Origin of the sequence: Alsobacter ponti (assembly GCF_024294805.1) — a bacterium.
Lineage (GTDB): Bacteria > Pseudomonadota > Alphaproteobacteria > Rhizobiales > Beijerinckiaceae > Alsobacter > Alsobacter ponti.
In genome coordinates this window covers 57,077-79,043 of record NZ_JANCLU010000021.1, presented here as the reverse complement: position 1 = coordinate 79,043, position 21,967 = coordinate 57,077, and the positions used below count along the sequence as shown (strand labels likewise).

21 protein-coding genes, 1 tRNA gene and 1 pseudogene are annotated in these 21,967 nt (G+C 69.3%); 16 read left to right on the top strand and 7 right to left on the bottom strand.

What is annotated here, in order from left to right:
• The 4 genes and pseudogenes from NK718_RS18300 to NK718_RS18285 form a co-directional block, all read left to right on the top strand.
• Window positions 1-658: pseudogene (locus NK718_RS18300) on the top strand (hypothetical protein); the annotation flags it as partial.
• Between the two features lie 85 nt (window positions 659-743).
• Window positions 744-1,118, top strand: coding sequence for a SpoIIAA family protein (locus tag NK718_RS18295; RefSeq protein ID WP_254745256.1), 375 nt, complete (start codon window positions 744-746; stop codon window positions 1,116-1,118).
• A gap of 313 nt (window positions 1,119-1,431) precedes the next feature.
• Window positions 1,432-3,369 (top strand): PAS domain S-box protein, encoded by a 1,938-nt coding sequence (locus NK718_RS18290; protein WP_254745254.1) that lies wholly within the window; start codon window positions 1,432-1,434, stop codon window positions 3,367-3,369.
• 1 nt (window position 3,370) lies between these two features.
• Entirely contained in the window at window positions 3,371-3,781 is a 411-nt protein-coding gene (locus tag NK718_RS18285; RefSeq protein ID WP_254745252.1) for a response regulator, read from the top strand.
• A gap of 6 nt (window positions 3,782-3,787) precedes the next feature.
• Here NK718_RS18285 and NK718_RS18280 read toward each other — a convergent pair whose 3' ends face one another.
• Window positions 3,788-4,384, bottom strand: a complete 597-nt coding sequence (locus NK718_RS18280; protein WP_254745250.1) for a TetR/AcrR family transcriptional regulator — start codon at window positions 4,382-4,384, stop codon at window positions 3,788-3,790.
• A gap of 182 nt (window positions 4,385-4,566) precedes the next feature.
• Here NK718_RS18280 and NK718_RS18275 point away from each other — a divergent pair, with 182 nt between their 5' ends.
• The 4 genes from NK718_RS18275 (at window position 4,567) to NK718_RS18260 (ending at window position 7,303) form a co-directional block, all read left to right on the top strand.
• Entirely contained in the window at window positions 4,567-4,815 is a 249-nt protein-coding gene (locus NK718_RS18275) for a hypothetical protein (RefSeq protein ID WP_254745248.1), read from the top strand.
• Between the two features lie 137 nt (window positions 4,816-4,952).
• Window positions 4,953-5,555 carry a hypothetical protein gene (locus tag NK718_RS18270; RefSeq protein ID WP_254745246.1) on the top strand — a complete coding sequence of 201 codons (603 nt, stop codon included), beginning with the start codon at window positions 4,953-4,955 and terminating at the stop codon, window positions 5,553-5,555.
• Window positions 5,556-5,779: 224 nt separating this feature from the next.
• Window positions 5,780-7,069, top strand: a complete 1,290-nt coding sequence (locus NK718_RS18265; RefSeq protein WP_254745244.1) for an NAD(P)/FAD-dependent oxidoreductase — start codon at window positions 5,780-5,782, stop codon at window positions 7,067-7,069.
• 30 nt (window positions 7,070-7,099) lie between these two features.
• The gene (locus tag NK718_RS18260; RefSeq protein ID WP_254745242.1) at window positions 7,100-7,303 is read left to right on the top strand and encodes a YgaP family membrane protein; all 204 of its coding nucleotides are present in this window, start codon (window positions 7,100-7,102) and stop codon (window positions 7,301-7,303) included.
• A gap of 50 nt (window positions 7,304-7,353) precedes the next feature.
• On the opposite strand, the gene NK718_RS18255 is transcribed toward NK718_RS18260, so the two are convergent.
• Complete coding sequence (locus NK718_RS18255; RefSeq protein ID WP_254745240.1) at window positions 7,354-7,695, bottom strand: ArsR/SmtB family transcription factor; 342 nt, start codon at window positions 7,693-7,695, stop codon at window positions 7,354-7,356.
• Window positions 7,696-7,778: 83 nt separating this feature from the next.
• Between NK718_RS18255 and NK718_RS18250 the strand changes: the two genes are divergently transcribed.
• Window positions 7,779-8,780, top strand: coding sequence for an efflux RND transporter periplasmic adaptor subunit (locus tag NK718_RS18250; RefSeq protein WP_254745238.1), 1,002 nt, complete (start codon window positions 7,779-7,781; stop codon window positions 8,778-8,780).
• Window positions 8,777-11,989: an efflux RND transporter permease subunit gene (locus NK718_RS18245; protein ID WP_254745236.1), complete on the top strand. Its 3,213-nt coding sequence runs from the start codon at window positions 8,777-8,779 to the stop codon at window positions 11,987-11,989. The genes NK718_RS18250 and NK718_RS18245 overlap by 4 nt, the downstream gene beginning before the upstream one ends.
• A gap of 86 nt (window positions 11,990-12,075) precedes the next feature.
• Here the strand turns inward: NK718_RS18245 and NK718_RS18240 are convergent.
• The 5 genes from NK718_RS18240 to NK718_RS18220 form a co-directional block, all read right to left on the bottom strand.
• Window positions 12,076-12,160 (bottom strand) — tRNA-Leu (locus tag NK718_RS18240).
• A 45-nt stretch (window positions 12,161-12,205) separates the two neighbouring features.
• Window positions 12,206-13,795, bottom strand: coding sequence for an AMP-binding protein (locus NK718_RS18235; RefSeq protein ID WP_254745234.1), 1,590 nt, complete (start codon window positions 13,793-13,795; stop codon window positions 12,206-12,208).
• A gap of 28 nt (window positions 13,796-13,823) precedes the next feature.
• A complete protein-coding gene (gene gpt, locus NK718_RS18230) occupies window positions 13,824-14,330 on the bottom strand; it encodes a xanthine phosphoribosyltransferase (protein ID WP_254745232.1) in 507 nt (168 codons plus the stop codon).
• Window positions 14,331-14,355: 25 nt separating this feature from the next.
• Window positions 14,356-15,117, bottom strand: a complete 762-nt coding sequence (locus tag NK718_RS18225; protein ID WP_254745230.1) for a competence/damage-inducible protein A — start codon at window positions 15,115-15,117, stop codon at window positions 14,356-14,358.
• Between the two features lie 52 nt (window positions 15,118-15,169).
• Window positions 15,170-16,033: an FkbM family methyltransferase gene (locus NK718_RS18220; protein WP_254745228.1), complete on the bottom strand. Its 864-nt coding sequence runs from the start codon at window positions 16,031-16,033 to the stop codon at window positions 15,170-15,172.
• Window positions 16,034-16,170: 137 nt separating this feature from the next.
• On the opposite strand from NK718_RS18220, the gene map reads away from it, so the two are divergent.
• From map to NK718_RS18190, 6 genes are all read left to right on the top strand, one after another.
• The gene (gene map / locus NK718_RS18215) at window positions 16,171-16,998 is read left to right on the top strand and encodes a type I methionyl aminopeptidase (protein WP_254745226.1); all 828 of its coding nucleotides are present in this window, start codon (window positions 16,171-16,173) and stop codon (window positions 16,996-16,998) included.
• Window positions 16,999-17,005: 7 nt separating this feature from the next.
• Window positions 17,006-17,716, top strand: a complete 711-nt coding sequence (gene radC, locus NK718_RS18210; protein ID WP_254745224.1) for a RadC family protein — start codon at window positions 17,006-17,008, stop codon at window positions 17,714-17,716.
• A gap of 144 nt (window positions 17,717-17,860) precedes the next feature.
• A complete protein-coding gene (locus tag NK718_RS18205; protein ID WP_254745222.1) occupies window positions 17,861-19,279 on the top strand; it encodes a circularly permuted type 2 ATP-grasp protein in 1,419 nt (472 codons plus the stop codon).
• Window positions 19,272-20,216, top strand: a complete 945-nt coding sequence (locus NK718_RS18200; RefSeq protein ID WP_254745220.1) for an alpha-E domain-containing protein — start codon at window positions 19,272-19,274, stop codon at window positions 20,214-20,216. The genes NK718_RS18205 and NK718_RS18200 overlap by 8 nt, the downstream gene beginning before the upstream one ends.
• 101 nt (window positions 20,217-20,317) lie before the next feature.
• Entirely contained in the window at window positions 20,318-21,139 is an 822-nt protein-coding gene (locus NK718_RS18195) for a transglutaminase family protein (RefSeq protein ID WP_254745218.1), read from the top strand.
• Window positions 21,140-21,165: 26 nt separating this feature from the next.
• Window positions 21,166-21,924, top strand: a complete 759-nt coding sequence (locus tag NK718_RS18190) for a proteasome-type protease (protein ID WP_254745216.1) — start codon at window positions 21,166-21,168, stop codon at window positions 21,922-21,924.
• The last annotated feature ends 43 nt before the right edge of the window (window positions 21,925-21,967 follow it).

The window sequence follows — 21,967 nt, the reverse complement described above, 5'->3', positions numbered from 1 at the left end:
GCCCGGCGGCGGCGGCAACCTGATCGGCAACACCAATCCCTGGCAGCCCGACCGCAACCGCTATCGGCCCGGCCAGGGCAGCAAGCCGGCGCTCGGCAGGCCGGGCGGACCGGGCGGACCCGGCGGACCCGGCGCGGCGACCCTGCCCGCCGGACCCGGCGGCGGACCGGGAGGCGGTCCGGGTGGTGGGGGTCTTGGCGGCAACGGCGCAGGCGCGATCGCCGGCGGCGTGGCCGGCGGCATCGCAGCGGGCGGACGGCCGGGCGCGCGGCCCGGGCAGGGCTTCGCCCCCTCGACACGGCCCGGCGGCGGCGCGGCGACGCGCCCGGGCGGCAGCGGCTTCGAGCGCCCGGCCACGCGGCCCGGCGGCGGCGCGACGACCCGGCCGGCGACCCGGCCCGGCGGCGGCTCCGCCACGCGGCCGGCCACGCGGCCGAGCCCCAAGGCGAGCGCGCCGCGCGCTCCGCGACCGGCCTACTCCGGCAATCGCGGCGGCCCGAGCCGGTTCACCGCCCCGGGCGGGCGCGGCCCCTCCGCCCGGCCCTCGCGCGCGGGCGGCGGGCGCGCCATGCGGCCTTCTGGCGGCGGACGCGCCGCGCCGGTGCGTCGCGGAGGCGGCGGCGGCCGGGGCGGCGGACGGGGCGGCCCGGGCCGCTGACGGCCCCGGCGAACCTCGCTCCCGCGCGCCGCGTTTCACCGAAGGCCGGCCCCCCGCGGGCCGGCCGGGATGGCAGGAGGCGCACATGGTTCACACCACGGTGGACCCCGAGCGCGGGCTCGTCGTGATCGAGCCCGACGGCCCGCTGCGGCAGGAGGACTTCGAGCGGCTGCGCGACCAGCTCGCGCCGGTGGTGAGCCAGGGCCGGCTGCGCGGCGTCGTGCTGCGCGCCGCCAACTTCCCCGGCTGGTCGGACTTCGACGCCTTCGCCGCGCACGTCGCCTTCGTCAAGGACCACCAGCGCAACGTGCAGCGCGTCGCGGTGGTGTCCGACAGCCCGCTCCTCAAGGCCCTGCCGGCCTTCGCCCGCGTGCTGATCTCCCCGGAGATCCGGCACTTCGACGCCGCCGACTTCGAGGCCGCCGAGCGCTGGGCCGCCACCGGCGAGGCGACGGCCTGAGCGGCGGCCCGTCAGCCTTCCGGCAGGTCGCGGCCCAATCCTCCGCATCGTTCGTGTCGAAGTTTCGGATTCCGCCGACGAAGCAGTGGAAGTCTCGAACGAGGGACGAATTCCGTTCGAAACAGCAGGCGAAGTACATCGATTCGTCGTGGAATTCCGCAGAACAAGAAGAACGCGAGCGGAAGCTTTGCCGTAAGCTTCGTCGCGCGAAAGTTAATCGGAGCGGCTATTGATCGCCCGCCGGGGCCGACGTACATTGATCATCATTCGCAGTATTTCCCTCGAAGGCGAGTGAGCCAGGACAGGTCCAGACTTGCCCACCAAGGCCACGAGACGCGCTCCGATCACCCCACCGCGACCCCTCGGCCTCGCGCCGCGCAAGCCCGATGAAGTGGCCGCGCTGTACGAGCTGACCGACCGCCTCTACCGCGCCGAAACCCCCTCCGACGTCTACTCCGCCGCCCTCGACGCCATCGAGAACGCGCTCAGTTGCGACCGCGCCTCCATCCTGCTTTTCGACGAGGCCGGGGTCATGCGCTTCGTCGCCTGGCGCGGCCTGTCGGACGCCTACCGCGCCGCCGTGGACGGCCACTCCCCCTGGAAGCGCGGCGAGCGCCCGCCGCAGCCGATCTTCGTCAGCGACATCGCCGCCACCGACGAGTCCGACGAGATCAAGCGCGCCATCCTCTCCGAGGACATCGTCGGCCTCGCCTTCATCCCGCTGGTGGCGCGCGGGGGCGTCGTCGGCAAGTTCATGACCTATTACGACCACGCCCACGCCTTCACGGCGCGCGAGATCGAGCTGGCGGTGACCATCGCCCGGCAGGTCGGCTTCAGCCTCGAGCGGACCCAGGCCGACCAGGCGCGCGCCGCCGCCGAGGAGGCCCTGCGCGACTCCGAGGAGCGGTTCCGACTGATGCTCGAGAACGCGCCGGCGATGATCTGGATGAGCGACACCGAAGGCGGTTGCCTCCACCTCAACCGCCGGCTGCGTGAGTTCTGGGGCGTCCCCGACAATGGCATCGACGGCGCGAGCGCCTTCGACTGGACCCGCACCATACACCCCGACGACGCGCCCGACCTCCTGGCCCGGATGGGCGACGCATTGGCGCGGCGCGCCCCGACGCAGGTGCGGGCGCGCTATCGCAACGCCAGGGGCGACTACCGCGTGCTGGTCACCGATGCGGAGCCGCGTTTCGGCGAGACCGGCGAGTTCCTGGGCGTGATCGGCGTCAACACCGACGTCACCGAGCGCGAGGAGGCGGAACGCGCCCTGCGCGAGAGCGAGGAGCGGTTCCGGCTCGCGGTCGAGGCCGCTCCCAGCGGCATGGTGATCAGCGACGAAGAGGGCACGATTACGCTGGTCAACGAGCAGGCCGAGCGCCTGTTCGGCTACGAGCGGCACGAGCTCGTCGGCGCGTCCATCGAGCTCCTGGTGCCCGCCCCCTCCCGCGCGGCGCACGCGGACATGCGCGAGGGCCAGGGCGGCGAGCGGCGCAAGCGCATCATGGGGGCCGACCGCGTGGTCACCGCGCGGCGGAAGGACGGGACGGAGTTCCCCGCCGAGATCGGCCTCAGTCCCATCCTGTCCGCCACCGGGCGGCTGTGGCTCGCCGCCGTCGTCGACATCAGCGAGCGCCGCCGCGCCGACGCTCAGCGCGACCTTCTGCTGGCCGAGCTCAACCATCGCGTCAAGAACACGCTGGCGGTCGTGCAGGGCATCGCCCACCAGACGTTCAAGGGCGGCGGCGCGACGCCGGCGGCGCGCGCGGCCTTTGAAGGCCGGCTGCACGCGCTGGCTCTGGCGCACAGCATGCTGACGCGCACCAACTGGTCGCACGCGCCGCTGACCCAGGTGGCCGGGGACGCGCTCGGGACGGCGGCGGTGGCGCGCCACCGCATCGCCATCTCGGGCCCGACCCTGCTGCTCGCGCCCAAGGCGGCGCTGGGCGTCACCATGGCGCTGCACGAATTGCTGACAAACGCCATCAAGTACGGCGCGCTCTCCAACGACCAGGGCACGATCGAACTGAAATGGGAGCTGGTCGAAGGCTCGCCGGCCCGCTTCAGGCTGGAATGGCGCGAGCGCGGCGGCCCGCCGGTGACCCCTCCGGCCCGGCGCGGCTTCGGCAGCCGCCTCATCACGCGCATCCTCGCCGACGACCTCGACGGCGACGTGCAGCTCGGCTTCGAGCCCGACGGCGTGTCCTGCACGATGACAGCGCCCGTCGCGCGCCTGGCGGAGGCGTGACATGGAGACCCCTGACATGGACCCGCTCGATGGAAAGCGCATCCTGGTCGTCGAGGACGAGGCCGTCATCGCCGCGATGATCGAGGATATGCTGGAAGATCTCGGGGCCGTGGTCGTCGGGCCGGTCAACACGGTGGCGCGCGGGCTGGCGCTCGCCGGCGACGCGGCCATCGACGCGGCGGTTCTGGACGTCAATCTGCGCGGCGAGCGGGTCGATCCCGTGGCGCGACTGCTGGCGCGTCGCGGCGTCCCGGTGGTGATCGCCTCGGGATACGGGGAATCCGGGGAATTCGAGCACGACGGCGCGGTGCTGACCAAACCGTTCACGCTCGCCGACCTCGGCCGCGTGCTGGAAAGCGCCCTGCGGGACGCCGGCGACCAGAGCGGCGGCCGGCTTGTGACCCAGACCTAGCCGCGGCTAGGTGGCGGCGACTTGCCGGGGCTCGCCGATGGCCGAGCGCACCGCCGCCTCGGCGGCCTTCACGAAGCGCGAACACGGACCCTCGGGGCCGATGCTCTGGCGGCTGACGCGCGCCCCTTCGAGCATCAGGTAGAGCGTGTCCGCGAGCAATTCGGCATCGTCCGCGCCGGCGGCCCGGCACACCACCGCGAGTCGGTCCCGCTGCGCAATCTTAAACGCCTCGATGACGGCTCGGGCCGGATGGTCGTCGTCCTCGTGAAGCTCGACCGCCGTATTGGCGAGGTCGCACCCGCGCTTCTCGCGCTCGAGATAATCGCCGGCGAGCCGGATCCAGGCGCTCAGCTGGGCGCGCGCGTCGCCCGCCGCCTCGATCGCCGTCCATTTCCGGTCGAACTTCTCGGCCTGGTGGCGCAGACACTCCGCGATGAGCTCGTCCTTCGATCCGAAGTGACGGTACAGCGTCATCTTGTTGGTGCCGGCCGCCTCGGCGATGGCGTCCACGCCGATGCCGCGGATGCCATGACGCCGGAACAACTCGGTCGCCGTATCCAGGATGCGATCGCGCGGCTTCGACTTGGCGCAGATCTCGTCCACGAGACCCTCCTTCGACGGATTTCGACCAGCCCCCTTGACGTGGGTGTGACTGGTCTGTAACTTCCCGCTTGTTACTGACTGGTAACACCTACATTCAGGACGGTCAAGGAGTGGAATTCCGGACGCCCAGGCGCCAATCGCCCCGGGCGAACGCCTTCCTTTTTGCCGGAAAGGAGATTGCCATGGCCCATCGCGAGGAACTGACACTCGACGAGGTCTTCGCCGACCCTCTCATCGTCGCGCTGATGAAGGCGGACAGGGTCGACGGCGCGGCTCTTCGCCGCTCGTGGTCACGGATTGCCGACCGCCTTCGCAAGCCGGCGGCCAAGACAGCGCCGGAAGACGATCGCTGGCGCGCGCTCGTCGACGACTGCATCTGCGCCTCCCGGGCGAGCCGAGCGAGGGCTCGCGGCCTCACGGACGCGCTGTAACCGACACTTTTCCCGGCCGCCCTCCCCGGCGGCCGGCTGTTGCGAAAGAGGGCCTCGGACGTCTGGCGGATTCGCCGGCCGGTCCCCAGCCGGCCGCCTCGCCCGAGCCCCTCACGGACATCGCCAAGGACATCGTCATGTCACCGAAACCTGAAATCGGCGCGCCGTGCCGCGGGCCGGACGCCACCCCCTTTGTCTTCGACGCCGCCGACCGGCCCGTCGCCGCCGGCCCCGCGCGGGCCGGCCGAACGGTCGTGTCGGGCTTGGCGGTCGCCCTGCTTCTCGCCCTCGGCCTCGGCGGACTGTCGGGCGGCGGATCGATCCCGCAACCCTCGGCCCACTCCTCGGTCGAGCGTTCCGCGCCCGGCACGCCTGTCCGCCATGCGTTCGATCCCGGAAGCTGCGAAGCCGTCTCGCTGGAAGGGACGCTGCGGACCGATGCCGGCGCAACCGCGCTCGCCATTTCGTTTTCTGGCCGGCGCGCCGAAACCGGCATCGAGGGCGCGGACGCCCTGACCGTCGTTCACGCCACCTGCGACGAGGACTCCATCGCCTTCGCGTTGGAAGGCCCGAACGGCGCGGACGGCTCCTGCCTGCTTTCGCTGAACGGGCCGCGAGCGGCCGGCGATTGCGCCTGGCCCGGGCGAGGCGACGCCGCCATCACAGCGATCGTCGATCGCGTTTCGGAGCTGGAAACCGGCTCAATCGCGCCGCACGAGTCCCCGGCTTCCGGCGACTGAACCCCTTCCCGGGGTTCGGACAGCGAGCGGTTCCGCCCCCCATGGCGGGCCGCTCGAACCCACACCGATTCAACGTTCCCTCACGACGACAGCGGCACAACCTTTGGTACAATACAGCGCGCTCTTGTAATATTCGGATTTTCGAATATATCAGTTCCCGGGAGAGCAGAGACCCGTCTCCAGGGGGAGAAACAAGAGGCGCGCTCTGAACCGGAGGATTGAACATGGCACGCATCGTCGTCCTGGGCGCCGGTCTCGGTGGCACCATCATGGCCTACGAATTGAGGGACGCCGTCCGCCCCGAAGACACGGTGACGGTCGTCAACAAGGGCTCGACCTATTCCTTCGTCCCGTCCAACCCCTGGGTGGCCGTCGGCTGGCGGCAGAAGGAGGAGATCGAGGTCGACCTCGGCCCCGTGCTGAACCGCCGCGGCATCGCCTTTAGGCCCGAGGGCGCGAAGCGGATCGATCCCGACAACAACCGGATCGAACTCAACGACGGCTCGGCCCTCGACTACGATTACCTGGTGATCGCGACGGGCCCCGAGCTGGCCTTCGACGAGATCGAGGGGTTCGGCCCCGCGGCCAACACGCAGTCGGTGTGCCACGTCGACCATGCGCTTCAGGCCCGGGAGGCGTTCGAGAAGCTGGCCGCCACGGGCGGTCCGGTCGTCATCGGCGCGGCCCAGGGCGCGTCCTGCTTCGGTCCCGCCTACGAATTCGCCTTTATCCTCGAAACCGCGCTGCGCCGCCGCAAGGTGCGCGACCGCGTGCCGATGACCTTCGTGACGCCCGAGCCCTATATCGGCCATCTCGGCCTCGACGGCGTCGGCGACACCAAGTCCCTGCTCGAAAGCGCGCTTCGCGAGAAGCACATCAAGTGGATCACCAACGCCAAGGTGGTGAAGGTCGAGCCCGATGTAATCCACGTCGAGGAGGTGAACGAAGACGGCTCGCTGAAGGCGAAGCACGAGCTGCCCCATGCGTTCTCGATGCTTCTCCCCGCCTTTCGGGGCGTCGAGGCGGTGCGCGGCATCGAGGGCCTCACCAATCCGCGCGGCTTCATCCTCGCCGACAAGCACCAGCGCAATCCGAGGTACCCGAACATTTTCTCCGTCGGCGTCTGCGTCGCCATTCCGCCGATCGGCAAGACGCCCCTTCCGGTCGGCGTGCCCAAGACCGGGTTTATGATTGAGTCCATGGTGACGGCTACCGCCCACAATATTTCCGCGCTGCTGCGCGGCCAGCCGGCGAACGCGGTCGCGACATGGAACGCCGTGTGCCTCGCGGATTTCGGCGACACCGGCATCGCCTTCGTGGCCCAGCCCCAGATTCCGCCCCGCAACGTGAACTGGTCGGCGTCGGGCAAGTGGGTGCACGCCGCCAAGATCGGCTTCGAGAAGTACTTCCTGCGCAAGATCCGGCAGGGCAAGAGCGAGACCTTCTACGAGAAGCTGGCGCTCGACATGCTGGGGATCACCAAGCTCAAGGACATCCACGAGGAGGTGTCGTGAGACGCCTCGCCCAACCCAAGGAGACATGACATGACGCTCGATCGCGCGGTTCTCGCCTTTGCCGGAATGATGGTGCTGCTCTCGGCGGCGCTGGTGTACTTCGTTTCGCCGTGGTTCCTGCTGTTCACCGCGTTCGTCGGCCTGAACATGCTGCAATCGGCCTTCACCGGCTTTTGCCCGGCCGCCATGTTCTTCAAGGCGGCTGGCTGCAGGACCGGCGAAGCGTTTCGCTGAGTTCGCGCCGGGGGCGGCGCGATGGGCGGCCCAAACCCCGCCGCGCCGCGCTACGCGGCGCCGCCCTTCCGGGGGCGCGCGGCCTCATCCGGGGCGGGGCAGAACGTCGCCTGCAGCACGTCCACGATGCGGATGACGCGATCGTCGGCCAGGCCGTACCACATGGTCTGGCCTTCGCGCCGCGACCTGACCAGGCCGTCCTTGCGCAGCAGCGCCAAGTGCTGGGAAGCGACGCTCTGGCGCACGCCCAGCAGGGCAGCCAGTTCGCCGACCGAGGCCTCCCGGCCCGCGACCGCGCACAGCAGGCGAAGCCGAACAGGACTCGCCATCGACTTCAGGAATTCGCTGGCCTCGTCGGCCGCTGCTGAAAGCTTGGCGATTTCCGCGTTCATGACTTAATTATGCGGACTTTCGAATATATATGTCAAACGAAACGACCACCCGCCGCAGCCTTTCGCCGTTCCGGAGCCACGACATGCGCAACGCGCTCTTTCTCGCACTCCTGCTCTCGACGGCGGCGGCCGCCACGCCGTCGCTCGCCGGTGAGATCGTTCTGAAGCCGACCACGGTCCAGGACATGAAGGCCGTGTTCGGGCAGGTGGAAAGCCGCGACACCGCGCCCGCGCGGGTGCGAACCGGGGGCACTCTGGTGTCGCGCACCGTCGAGGAAGGCAGCGTCGTCAAAGCCGGCGACGTCATCGCCGTGGTGGCCGACGAGAAACTGGCCCTGCAACTCCAGGCCGTGGACGCGCGGCTGAAGGCGCTCGACGCCCAGCTCGACAATGCGCGCACCGAGCTCGAACGCGGACAATCGCTTGTCTCCCGCGGGGCGGTCACGCAGAGCCGGCTCGACCAGCTCAAGACTTCCGTGGACGTGCTGCAGAACCAGATCGAGGCGGCGAAAGCGGACCGGGCCGTCATCGAGCAGCAGTCGACGGAAGGTCAGGTGCTCGCGCCCAAGGACGGAAGGGTGCTGACCGTGCCGGCCGCGCCGGGCTCCGTCGTGCTGCCCGGCGAGACCGTCGCCCGCATCGCCGCGGGCGGCTACTTCCTGCGGCTGGCCCTGCCGGAGCGGCACGCTGCCCGCATCAAGGCCGGCGACCCGGTGAGCGTCGGCGAGCGCGGGCTCGGCCCGGCGGCCACCGACAGCGCGCCGCGCCGCACCGGCCGCATCGTCAAGGTGTACCCGGAGCTGGAGGGCGGCCGCGTCCTGGCGGACGTCGAGGTCGAGGGGCTGGGGGACTTCTTCGTCGGCGAGCGCGTGCCCGTGTGGATCCCGGTCGCCGAGCGAACGGCGCTGACCGTCCCGGCCAACGCCGTCATGACGCGCAACGGCATCGATTACGTGCGCGTCGTCGGCGACGGCGGTCCGCTCGACGTGCCCGTCATCCTCGGCCGTGCGACGTCCGACGCGGGGGACAAGCGCATCGAGGTTCTGTCGGGCCTGCGCGCCGGCGACCGCGTGGTGACGCCATGACCGGCCTCCCCTCCCAGCCTCCGAAGCTCGGGCTCGCGGGCGCGCTGACGCGGTTCTTCATCCGCTCTCCGCTGACGCCGCTTCTGCTGCTCGCCTCCTTCGCCCTCGGCCTCGTGGCGCTTGTCACGCTGCCGCGCGAGGAGGAGCCCCAGATCTCGGTTCCGATGGTCGACGTCCTCGTGCGCGCCGACGGCCTGCGCGCCGAGGACGCGGTCAAGCTCGCCACCGAGCCGCTGGAGACCATCGTAAAGAGCATCAACGGCGTCGAGCACGTCTATTCGCAGACGAAGGACGACGCGGTGATGGTGACCGCGCGCTTCGTCGTGGGCACCAGTTCGGACGCCGCCATCCTGCGCGTGCACGAGAAGATCCGCGCCAACATGGAGCGGATCCCCGTCGGCATTCCCGAGCCGCTGATCGTCGGCCGCGGCATCGACGACGTGGCCATCGTCGTGCTGACGCTGACGCCCAAGCCCGAGGCGGCGGCAAGGTGGGACGCCAACGGCCTGACTCGGATCGCGCGCGACCTGCGCGTCGCCATCTCCAAGCTCGACGATGTCGGGCTGACCTACCTCGTCGGCGAGCAGCCGGAGACGATCCGCGTCGAGCCCGATCCGGAGGCGCTGGCAAGGGCCGGCGTCACGCTCCAGCAGCTCGCCGCCAAGATCGAGGGGGCCAACCGCTCGTTCCAGGCGGGTCAGGTCCGCGACGGCGGCCGGCAGGTGCCGCTGATGGCCGGCCAGACGCTGCAGGGCTTCGACGAGATCGGAAACCTGCTGGTCACGACACGCGACAACAGGCCCGTCTATGTCCGCGACCTGGCCACCATCTCGCTGGCGACCTCGCCCGCCGAGAACCGGGTGACCAGCATGACGCGCGGACCGAACGGCTTCGTCCAGACGCCGGCCGTCTCGATCGCCGTCGCCAAGCGCGCGGGCGCGAACGCCGTGGTCATCGCTGACCGCATCGTCGAAAGCGTGGGCCACCTGAAGGGCGACCTCCTGCCCGCCGACCTCGACGTCACGGTGACGCGCAACTACGGCGAGTCGGCCAACGAGAAGGCCAACGAACTGCTGTTCCATCTCGGCCTGGCGACCATCTCCATCGTCCTGCTGGTCGCGTTCGCGATCGGATGGCGGGAAGCGGCGGTGGTGGCGCTGGTCATCCCGACCACCATCCTGCTGACGCTCTTCGCCGCGCGGATCATGGGCTACACGCTCAATCGCGTGAGCCTGTTCGCGCTCATCTTCTCCATCGGCATCCTGGTGGACGACGCCATCGTGGTGATCGAGAACATCGCGCGGCACTGGGCGATGAACGACGGGCGGTCGCGCTCGCAGGCGGCCATCGACGCCGTCGCGGAAGTCGGCAATCCGACCATCGTGGCGACGCTGACGGTCGTGGCGGCCCTCCTGCCCATGCTGTTCGTCTCCGGCATGATGGGGCCCTACATGAGCCCCATCCCGGCCAATGCCTCGGCGGCGATGCTGTTCTCGTTCTTCGTGGCGGTGATCCTCACGCCCTGGCTGATGCTGAAGTTCGGCGCCAAGGCGGCGGCCGGCCACGCCGCCGCCGACGCGCACGGCGGCGGGCGCCTCGGCAGGCTCTACGCCAGAGTGGCGACCCCGATCCTGGCCAGCCGGGCGCGCGCCTGGACCTTCCTCCTGCTCGTCGGCGTCGCGACGCTCGGATCGCTGGCGCTGTTCGGCACCAAGAACGTCACCGTCAAGCTGCTGCCCTTCGACAACAAGCCGGAGCTCCAGGTCGTCGTCGACCTTCCGGAGGGTGCCTCGGTGGAGGACACCAACAGGACTCTCCAGGACATCGCCCTGCGTCTCGAGAGCATCCCGGAAATCGTGTCCTTCCAGACCTACGCCGGTGCGGCGGCGCCGTTCAACTTCAACGGGCTGGTGCGCCACTACGCGCTGCGGACCTCCCCGGAGCTGGGCGACGTGCAGGTCAACCTGAAGCCCAAGGCGGAGCGCAGCCGGGCCAGCCACGAGGTCGCGCTCGACATCCGCCGCCGCCTCGCGGACCTCGCCCTGCCGGCCGGGACCTCGGTGAAGGTCGTCGAGCCGCCGCCCGGCCCGCCGGTGCTGGCCACGCTGCTCGCCGAAATCTACGGCCCCGACCCCGAGACCCGACGCGCCGTGGCGACGAAGGTGCGCGAGGCGTTCGCCAGCGTTCCCTTCATTGTCGACGTGGACGACAGCTTCGGCCAGCAAATGCCGCGCGCCCGCGTGACGCTCGACCAGGACAATCTGGAGTACCACGGCGTCGAGCAGCGCGACGTCTACGACACGCTCCGCGCGCTGGAGGGCGGCTCGACCGTGGGCTATTCCCACCGGGGCGGCGGACGCCAGCCGATCCCGATCCGGCTCGAACTCTCCAAGGAGAACCGGGTGATCGACGAGCGCATGCTCGCCACGCCGGTCCCCGCCAACGTGCTGCCGGGCAACCGCACCGTGGTGGAGCTGGGCGACGTGGTCAGCGTCCAGCGCGAGCCGTCCTCGTTCCCGGTGTTCCGCCACAACGGCCGTCCGGCCGAGATGGTGACGGCGGAACTCGCCGGCGCGTTCGAGGCGCCCATCTACGGCATGCTCGCCGTCAACGACGCCATCGCCAAGGCGGACTGGGGCGGCCTCGAAAAGCCGGTCGTGGCCCTGCACGGCCAGCCGCTGGACGAAAGCAAGCCGACCCTGCTGTGGGACGGCGAGTGGGAAGTGACGTGGGTGACGTTCCGCGACATGGGCGGGGCGTTCATGATCGCCCTCGTCGGCATCTACATCCTCGTCGTCGCGCAGTTCGGCTCGTTCAAGCTGCCGCTGGTGATCCTGACGCCGATCCCTCTCACCTTCATCGGCATCATGCTCGGGCACTGGCTGTTCGGCGCGCCGTTCACGGCGACGTCGATGATCGGCTTCATCGCGCTCGCCGGCATCATCGTCCGCAATTCGATCCTGCTGGTCGACTTCATCCGCCACGCTGACCGGGCCGGGCGCTCGCTCAAGGAGATCGTCGTGGAGGCCGGCGCGATCCGCTTCAAGCCGATCCTGCTGACGGCGCTCGCGGCCATGATCGGCGCGGCGGTGATCCTGGCCGACCCGATCTTCCAGGGCCTCGCCATCTCGCTCCTGTTCGGCCTCGCGTCCTCGACGCTGCTGACGGTGCTGGTGATCCCGGCGATCTACGTGGTCCTAAGGACCTGACCTCGCGCGCCCCCGACGTGAGCCATCCCCCAAGGGCCGACGCTTCGCTCGCCGAGGCGGCGGCCCTTCCCGTCTCTCGAAGGCGCTGGTGCCCGCAGCCGGACTCGAACCGGCACACCCGAAGGCCGCAGATTTTAAGTCTGCTACGTCTACCAATTTCGTCATGCGGGCAGGCCGCCAAGGGTTATCGGGGAGCGCCGCGCGCGGCAAGGGTCCTCACAGCATCGGGCGCATGCTGGCGGCGAGTTCCTGCGTGGCGAAGAAGTCGACCTTGCCGTTCGCCATCACGGGGACGGACGCCGTGACGAGAATGGCCTTGGGCACCCAAAGCTCCGGATAACCCCGGTCCTGCGTGTAGGCGAGCAGCGCGCTCCTGTCCGCGTCGGCCATGTCGGTCACCAGCACGATCTGCTCGCCCTTCCGGACATCCGGAAGCGTGACGGCGACATGCGTGGCGCCCGGCCAGAGCCCCGCGGCGAGGGTCTCGATGGCGCCGAGCGACACCATCTCCCCGCCGATCTTGGCGAAGCGCTTGGCGCGGCCAAGGATTCGCACGAAGCCCTCGTCGTCGATGCCGACGATGTCGCCGGTGTCATGCCAGCCGTCGGGGGGCGGCACGAGCACGCCGGGGCGGTCGGCCAGCATGTATCCCAGCATGACGTTGGGCCCGCGCACCAGCAGGCGCTGGCCCTCCGCGAGACCCTCGACCGTCTCCTGCCGCGTCTCGATGCCCGGCAGCATCTGGCCCACGGTGCCCGGCCGGTTGCCGGCCGGCTGGTTGACGGCGATCACCGGCGAACACTCCGTCGCGCCGTAGCCTTCGAGAATCAGCGTCCCGAACCGGCCCCACATGTCGCGCGTCTGGTCGCGCACGCGCTCCGCACCGGCCACGACGAAGCGCACGCTGTCGAGATCGCCCGGCTCGGCGGCCCGCGCCCAGCCCTGCAGGAACGTGTCGGTGCCCAGCAGGATGGTCGCCTGCACGGCGCGGCACAGGCGCGGCACCTGCCGGAAATGCAGCGGGCTGGGGTAGAGCACCGCCTTCATGCCCGAGAGCAGCGGCAGCAGCACCCCGCCCGTGAGGCCGTAGCTGTGGAAGACGGGCAGCGCGTTGAGCATGACCTGCGCAGGGCCGAGCGGCGGCGAGCCGATATGCGCCTCGATCTGCCGGACATTGGCCAGCAGATTGGCGCTCGACAGCACGACCGCCTTCGGCCGGCCCTCGGACCCCGACGTGAACAGGATCACGGCGGGGTCGTCCGGCCGGCGGGCGTGCCGGCGATGGACCATTCCGGCGAACAGCGTCGCCAGGACCCCGAGCGCCTTGTCGAGCGACGTTACGCTCTGGCGCACGTCCTCCAGGTAGACGATCCGCGCGGCCGGCCGGCCGGCGGCGGGATCCGCCTCGGCGAGGCCGCTGACGATCTCGTCCAGCTTTCCCTGCTCGACGAAGCGCCGGGACGTGACGATGGTGCGAATTTCGGCAGTGGCGACGGCGGAACGCAGATTGGCCAGCCCGGACGTGAAGTTCAGCATGGCCGCGACCCGGCCGTGCGCCCACAGCCCCACCAGCGTCACCGCCACCGCGTTGACGTTCGGCAGCAACACGCCGATCGGCTCGCCGGGGCGCGCATCGGCGACGAGCTTCCGACCCAGCACCAGCGCTGCGAGGATCAGCCGGCCGTAATTGAGCGGGCTGCGTTCGGGATCCTCGACGATCGGCGTCTTGGGCCCGAAACGCCGGCTGGCGTCCAGGATGGCCTGGAACAGGCTCTGGCGCGTGGTGGCCGGGTCGAACTGCGTCAATGAGCCCGCCTTTCCGGGTGTTCCGGCGCTAGCCCCGGCTGACGTCCGAGATCGGCTCCTGGAAGGCCAGCCCGAGATCCCAGGGGAAATAGATCCACGTATCCTGCGACACTTCGGTGATGAAGGTGTCGACCAGGGGGCGGCCCAGCGGCTTGGCGTAGACGGTCGCGAAATGGGCTTTCGGCAACATGTCGCGCACGACCCGGGCCGTCTTGCCGGTGTCGACGAGGTCGTCGATGACGAGAATGCCGGCCCCGTCGGGGCCGCCGAGCGCCACCACCTTTTCGGCGATCTCCTTCAGCACCCGCAGTTCGCCCTGCGAGGTGTAGTCGTGATAGCTCGCCACGCACACTGTCTCGATCAGCTTGATGCCGAGTTCGCGCGCCACGATCGCCGTCGGCACGAGTCCGCCCCGCGTGATGCAAACGACGGCCTGGAACGGGCCGGACGACGCCAGCCGCCAGGCAAGCGCGCGGGCGTCGCGGTGGAACTGGTCCCAGGAGACGGGGAAAGCTTTGTTCTGCGGATTGGACATGGCGATCCTTCGGACGGGGCGTGACTCAGGGTTTCTCGGCGCGCTCGGATTCCAGCCGAGACAGCATGGCCTCGACAGCGGCGGCGGCGGCGGCCAGCACCGCCTCGTCGCGCGCCCGCACCACGATCTGGTTCGTGAACCGCTTGCCGTCGAACGACGGGTAGGAGCCGATCACGACGCCCGGATGCTCCTTCTGCACGGCGCCCAGCGCCGTGCCGTACAGCCCCTCGGGAAGGGCGCGCGTGTCGATGGAGACGGACTGCATCTTCACGCCCGTGCGCAGCGTGGGCGCGACGGCGTCGAGCATCGCCTGCATGATCGACGGCACGCCGGCCATGACGATCACGTTGCCGATGCGGAAGCCCGGCGCCTTGGAGATCGGGTTCTCGACAAGGTCCGCGCCGTGCGGGATGCGCGCCATGCGCAGCCGCGCCTCGGTGAGGTCCTCGGCGTTGGCGTAGCGCTCGCGCAGCATGGCGACGGCGCGCTCGTCGTGCGAGATGCCGACGCCGAACGCCTTGGCGACGCAATCGGCGGTGATGTCGTCGTGCGTGGGGCCGATGCCGCCGGTGGTGAAGACGTAGCTGTAGCGGGCGCGCAGCGCGTTCAGCGCGTCGACGATCTCGGTCTCGTCGTCGGGCACGACGCGCACCTCGCGCAGGTCGATGCCCAGCGCGGTGAGATAGTCGGCGACGTAGCCGATGTTCTTGTCCTTGGTCCGGCCCGACAGGATCTCGTCGCCGATGACGAGAAGCGCGGCGGTGACGATAGCGGCGGCGTTGGGCATCGGGCGGACTCCGGTTGCAGCGGGTTTAGCCCGCCCTCCCCCGCCGCTCAAGTCAGGCGCGCCCGGCGCGGCGCTCGAAGATCATGTTGTGCCGGGTGCGCCGGACCATCTCGTAGCCGCGCGCCTTCAGCAGCGCCACCACGTCGACCTGCCACCGGCGGGCGGCGTTCTCGATCAGGAAGAGCCGGGGAAGCAGGTCGTCGGAGGCGGTGCGCAGGAACGGCTCGAGAATCAGGTCCTCCGCCCCGTGCACGTCCAGCTTGATCGCGTCGACGCGGGTGAAGCCTTCCTGCTCCATCAGTTCCGCCAGCGGACGGGCGGGGACGCGCACCGACGGCCCCCGGCTGAGCCCGACGAACTTGACGCTGGACTGGCCGTTGTTGCGGCTGTCGATGAACAGCGTCACGTCCCCCGACTTGTCGGCCACCGCGCAGTCCAGCGCCTTCACCGTGGCGAAGGGGTTCTGACGGATGTTGAACACCAGGCGCTCGAAGATGGCCGGCTGCGGCTCGATGGCGAGCACCCGGCCGGTCTGGCCGGCCCGGGCCGCGACGAACAGTGTATAGCCGCCGACATTCGCCCCCACGTCCACGAACACGAACCCGTCGCGGATGCGCTCCTCGAGGAAGGCGCGCTCCTCGGGGTCGAAATATTGCGGCGTGAAGACGAGCCGCTTCTCGCAGACATTGTTGTAGGGGAACAGGCGCATCCGCGCGCCCAGCGCCTCCACGTCCAGCGGCTGGCCGTGCATCCGCATCAGCGCGAGCTTGCGCAGGACATAGGCCAGGCGCTGCCCGAGCCAGTGGTTCGGCATGGCGCGCGTATGGCCGATCAGCTTGGCGGTCCAGCCGGTCGGCCGATAGGCGCCGAAGGCCTGGGGCTCGGCCGAAGCGGGAACGTGCTGGGTATCCGTCATCTCGCGGGCACGACTAACCCGAAGCGGCGGGGAACGCCAGTGGGTGGGTTCACGGAGCCGCGACCGCTCATTCAACTTGCGCGCCGCGCCGCTTTGCCCCATGTGAGGGGTGGAAAGGGAGCCCCCGGAACCAGCGAATGACGTTCGTCGAAGCCACGCAGGTCGCCGGCCGCAAGACCGGCGAGATCAAGCTCCACGGGCCGGAAGCCTTCGAGGGCATGCGACGCGCCGGGCGGCTGACCGCCGAGGCGCTGGACCTGCTCGTGCCCATGGTCCAGCCGGGCGTTTCGACCGAGACGCTCGACAAGCGGATCTTCGAATTCGCGATGGACCACGGCGCCTACCCCGCGCCCCTGATGTACCGCGGCTACCGCAAGGGCATCTGCACCTCGATCAACCACGTCGTGTGCCATGGCATCCCCAACGAGAAGCCTCTGCGCGAGGGCGACATCGTCAATATCGACGTAACGCTCGTGCTCGATGGCTGGCACGGCGATTCCAGCCGCATGTACCTCGTGGGCGAAACCCCGCGCCGCGCCGCCCGCCTCGTGGAAGTGACCTACGAGGCGATGATGCGTGGCATCGCCGAGGTCCGCCCCGGAGCGACGACAGGCGACATCGGCGCCGCCATTCAGGAATTCGCCGAAGGCGAGCGCTGCTCGGTCGTGCGCGATTTCTGCGGGCACGGGCTCGGCCGCCTGTTTCATGATGAGCCGAATATCCTGCACTACGGCCGCCGCGGCGAAGGCGTGCCGCTCAAGCCGGGCATGTTCTTCACCATCGAGCCGATGATCAATCTGGGTCGCCCCCACGTGAAGGTGCTGGGCGACGGCTGGACCGCCGTGACGCGGGACCGCTCCCTTTCGGCCCAGTTCGAGCATACGGTCGCCGTCACCGAGACCGGGGTCGAGATCTTCACGCTCTCGCCGCAGGGGCTCGACCAGCCTCCCTACGCGCCACGCTGAGACCGCGATGCACCGCAAGGCCGACCCCTCCCCGCCCGATGCCGGGGAGGATCATCGGCGCGGCCACCGCCAGAGGTTGAGAGAGCGCTTCTCACGCGCGGGTGCCGCGGGCGTGCAGGAGTACGAGCTGCTCGAGCTCCTCCTCTTCCGCTCGATCCCGCAAAAGGATGTCAAGGGCATCGCCAAGGCGCTGATCGCCCGCTTCGGGTCGCTCGCCGAGGTTCTGGGCGCTCCGTCGGCGCGGCTGTGCGAGGTCGACGGCGTCAAGGAGGCCGTGGCCACGGACCTCAAGATCGTCGAGGCGGCGGGCCGCCTGCTGGCCAAGGGCGCCGTCGCCGACCGGACGATTCTCGCCTCCTGGAGCGCGGTGATCGACTATTGCCGCGCCGCGATGGCGTTCTCCGACGTCGAGCAGTTCCGCATCCTGTTCCTCGACAAGCGCAACCGGCTGATCGCCGACGAAGTGCAGCAGACCGGGACCATCGACCACACGCCGGTCTATCCGAGGCAGGTGCTCAAGCGCGCGCTGGAGCTGTCGTCGTCGGCCATCATCCTCGTCCACAACCATCCCTCGGGCGACCCCACGCCCTCGCAGGCCGACATCAAGATGACGCGGGAGATCGCCGAGATCGGCAAGCCACTCGGGGTCGTGGTGCACGACCACATCATCGTCGGCCGCAACGGCCATGCGAGCCTCAAGGGACTGCGCCTGATCTGACGTGCCCGAAATCGCGGCAAGCTGCCTTAAACTTGGGCGTGCGATCGCGCGGCCAAGGCGCGATCCATCCGCCTTTGTCTGGCACGGGCTTTGCCGCTAGCCTGCGGTGACGAGGCGTGTCAGCATCGTCGACGGGGAGTGGGCATGGGTGCTGCATTCGACGAAATGTCTCTCGAGGACGGCGGTATCCGGGACGGATACGTGTCCCTCAAGCGCTGGCTCGATACGATGCCGGCGGACCACATCGCCCTGCGCCGCAGCCAGGCCGAGCTGTTCTTCCGCCGCATCGGCATCACCTTCGCCGTCTATGGCGACGCCGAGGCGACCGAGCGCCTGATCCCCTTCGACATCATACCCCGCGTCATCACCAAGCCCGAATGGCAGCGGCTGGAGGCCGGCCTGGTCCAGCGGGTCAACGCCCTCAACGCCTTTCTGGCCGACGTCTACAGCCGGCGGGAATGCCTCAAGGCGGGGATCATCCCCGAGGACCTGATCTTCCGGAACGCGGGCTTCAGGCCGGAGATGGACGGGCGCCCCGTGCCGCACGGCATCTACACCCACATCGCCGGCATCGACATCGTGCGCGTCGACGCCGAGACGTTCTACGTGCTCGAAGACAATGCCCGCACACCCTCGGGCGTCTCCTACATGCTGGAGAACCGCGAGGTGATGATGCGGCTGTTCCCCGAGCTGTTCGCGGAACATCGCGTCGCGCCGGTCGAGAACTATCCGGACTCGTTGCTGGCGACCCTGCGCTCGGTGGCCCCGCCCTCGGCGTCCGGCGATCCCGTGTGCGTGCTGCTGACGCCGGGCCAGTACAATTCGGCGTTCTACGAACACTCCTTCCTCGCCGACAAGCTCGGCATCGAGCTCGTCGAGGGCTCCGACCTGTTCGTCCGGGACGAGGTCGTCTACATGCGCACGACCGAGGGGCCGAAGCGCGTCGACGTCATCTACCGCCGCATCGACGACGATTTCCTTGACCCGCTCGCCTTCCGCGCCGACTCCGTGCTGGGTGTCCCGGGCCTGATGAGCGCGTACCAGGCCGGAAACGTCACGCTGGCGAACGCGGTCGGCACCGGCATCGCCGACGACAAGGCCGTCTACAGCTACATGCCCGAGATCATCAAGTTCTTCACCGGCCAGGAGCCGATCCTGAAGAACGTCCCGACCTTCCGCTGCCGCGAGCGCGACAGCCTGGCCTACGTGATGGAGCACCTCCCCGAGCTGGTGGTGAAGGAGGTCAACGGCTCCGGCGGCTACGGCATGCTCGTCGGCCCGCACGCCACGCGCCAGCAGATCGAGGAGTTCCGGCGCAAGCTGAAATCGGCCCCGGACGGCTTCATCGCCCAGCCGACGCTGGCGCTGTCGACCTGCCCGACCTTCGTCGCATCGGGCGTCGCGCCGAGGCATGTCGACCTTCGCCCCTTCGTGCTGTCCGGTTCGGACCGGGTCCGCATCGTGCCCGGCGGGCTGACGCGGGTGGCGCTGAAGGAAGGATCACTCGTGGTGAATTCCAGCCAGGGCGGCGGAACCAAGGACACGTGGGTGCTCGATGCTTAGCCGGACCGCGGACAATCTGTACTGGGTCTCGCGCTACGTCGAACGCGCCGAGTTCCTGGCGCGCATCCTCGACGCGACCGCCCGCCTCGCCACCCTGCCCACCGCCTACGGCGGCAAGGGCAATGAGTGGGAAAGCACGCTGCTGACCTCCGGCGCGGCGGAGCTGTTCCACCAGCACTACGACGAGGCCAATGAGCGCAACGTCACGCATTTCCTCGCGTTCAGCCCCGACAATCCCTCCTCCATCCGCAGTTGCATGGAGCGTGCGCGCGCCAATGCCCGCGCCGTGCGCACGGCGCTCACCGGCGAGATGTGGGAGACCATCAACAGCTCCTACCTCGAGCTGCGCCGCTACAATTCCGGCGACATGAACCGCGAGCAGTTCGCGCGCTTCCTCGAATGGGTCAAGACCGCGTCGCTGACCTTCGATGGGTCCGCCTACCGCACCATGCTGCGCAACGACTCCTACTGGTTCTCCCGCCTCGGCGTATACATGGAGCGCGCCGACAACACCGCTCGCATCCTGGACGTGAAGTATCACGTGCTGCTGCCGGAGACCGAGCAGATCGGCGGCAGCCTCGATTACTTCCAGTGGTCGACCATCCTGCGCGAGGTGTCGGCGCTCACCGCCTATCACTGGGTCTACCGGCAGAGCGTCCAGCCCTGGCTCGTGGCGGACCTCCTCATCTTCAACCGGCAGATGCCCCGCTCGCTGGCCTCGTCCTACGAGAACATTGTGCTCTTTCTCGACAATCTCGCCCGCGCCTATGGACGCCAGGGGCCCTCGCAGCGCCTCTCGCGGACCATGATGGCGAAGTTCGAGAACATGAACGTCAAGGAAGTGTTCCAGCAGGTCGGGTTGCACGACTTCATTTCGTCTTTCATCGTGGACAACGACAGGCTCGGCTCCGCCATCACGGAGCAGTATCTCGTCTGACGCCGGCCGGCTGTCGCGTCGCGAACGGGCCGCGCGGAGGTCGTCGGAATGCACCATCGGCCTCGCGCCCGCCCGGCGCGACGCTCGCCAAGGGACGCCGCATGAGAATTCGCGTCTTTCACCAGCTGACCCACGAGTTCGCGCCGCCCGCGAAGCAGTTGATCCAGACCCTTCGCCTGACGCCGCGCAACCACGAGGGCCAGTACGTGGCGCATTGGCGCATCGAGGTGGACATGGAGAGCCGCCTGCGCCAGAGCGCGGACGCGTTCGGCAATTTCACCCATGTCCTCTCGGTCGACGGCCCGGTCGAGCGGCTGACCCTGACGGTGGACGGCGTGGTGGAGACGCACGACACCACCGGAATCGTGCGCGGCGCGCTGGAACGCTTCCCCCCGGGCCTGTACCTGCGGGAGACGCCGCTGACCCTGCCCGACGACACGGTCCGGGCGCTCGCCGAGGAGATCCGCGCCGACATCGGCCCCGAGGCCCTGCCCTTCCTGCACGGGCTGATGAACCGGCTTCATGCGGAGGCGTCCGTCGCGCCGCAAGGCAGCGGCGGCCCGGCCGAGAACGCGGCCTCTGCATCGCCCCTCGACGATGCCGAGGGTCTGGCGCATCGGTTCATCGCCGCCGCGCGGCACGCCGACATTCCCGCCCGCTACGTCACCGGTTACCTCTGGCGCGACAACGAACGCCAATCGCAGCGCGGGCTGCACGCCTGGAGCGAGGCCCACGTGGCCGGCCTCGGCTGGATCGCCTTCGACCCCACCGTCAACGCCTGCCCGACCACCGCGCACGTGCGGGTGGCCGTCGGGCTCGACTCGCTCGGCGCCGCCCCGATCCGCGCCAGCCGCTACGGGTTCGGGGAGGAAAACCTTGACGTCAAGGTGCAAGTCATGGCCCAGAGCCAGTCCCAGAACTGAGGCCGCGAAGCCGGAATCCCTTTTCGATGACCTACTGCACCGGAATTCTCGTCCGCGAAGGACTCGTGATGATCGCCGACACCCGCACGAACGCGGGGTTGGACAACGTCTCCACCTATCGGAAGCTTCACGTCTTCGAAACGCCGGGAGACCGCATCCTCGCGCTGGCGACGGCCGGCAACCTGTCGATCACCCAGTCCGTCGTCAGCTACCTCAACGAGGGCCTCACCAATCCCGAAACCGGGGATCTCGAGACGCTGATGGACGCGCCCACCATGTTCCGCGCGGCGCAGCTCGTCGGCCGCGCCCTGCACAAGGTGCGAGCCACGGAAGGCCAGAGCCTCGACGCGGCGGGGGTGAAATTCGACGTGTCCTTCCTGCTGGGAGGCCAGATCCGCGACGCCGCGCCGCGGCTGTTCATGATCTACGCGGCGGGCAATTTCATCGAATGCGGGCAGGAGATGCCCTATCTCCAGATCGGCGAGCACAAATATGGCAAGCCGATCCTGGACCGCGCTGTTAACTTCAACACCACGCTCGGCGACGCGCTCAAGCTGGGGCTGATCTCGATGGATTCGACGATGCGCTCGAACCTCGGCGTGGGGCTGCCGATCGACATCGTCACCATGCGGCGCGACACCCAGCGCTGCGAAATCGTGCACCGCATCGAGGCGGGAGAGCCTTATTTCCACGACCTGCGAGAGCGCTGGTCGGCGGCGTTGCGGGCGGCTCACATCGCGATTCCGCCGCCCCCCTATAAGCCAGTGGAGGTGGATAAGGCATAAACCTTATTCCCCAACCAGATAGAAACCTGTGCTGAGCCATATC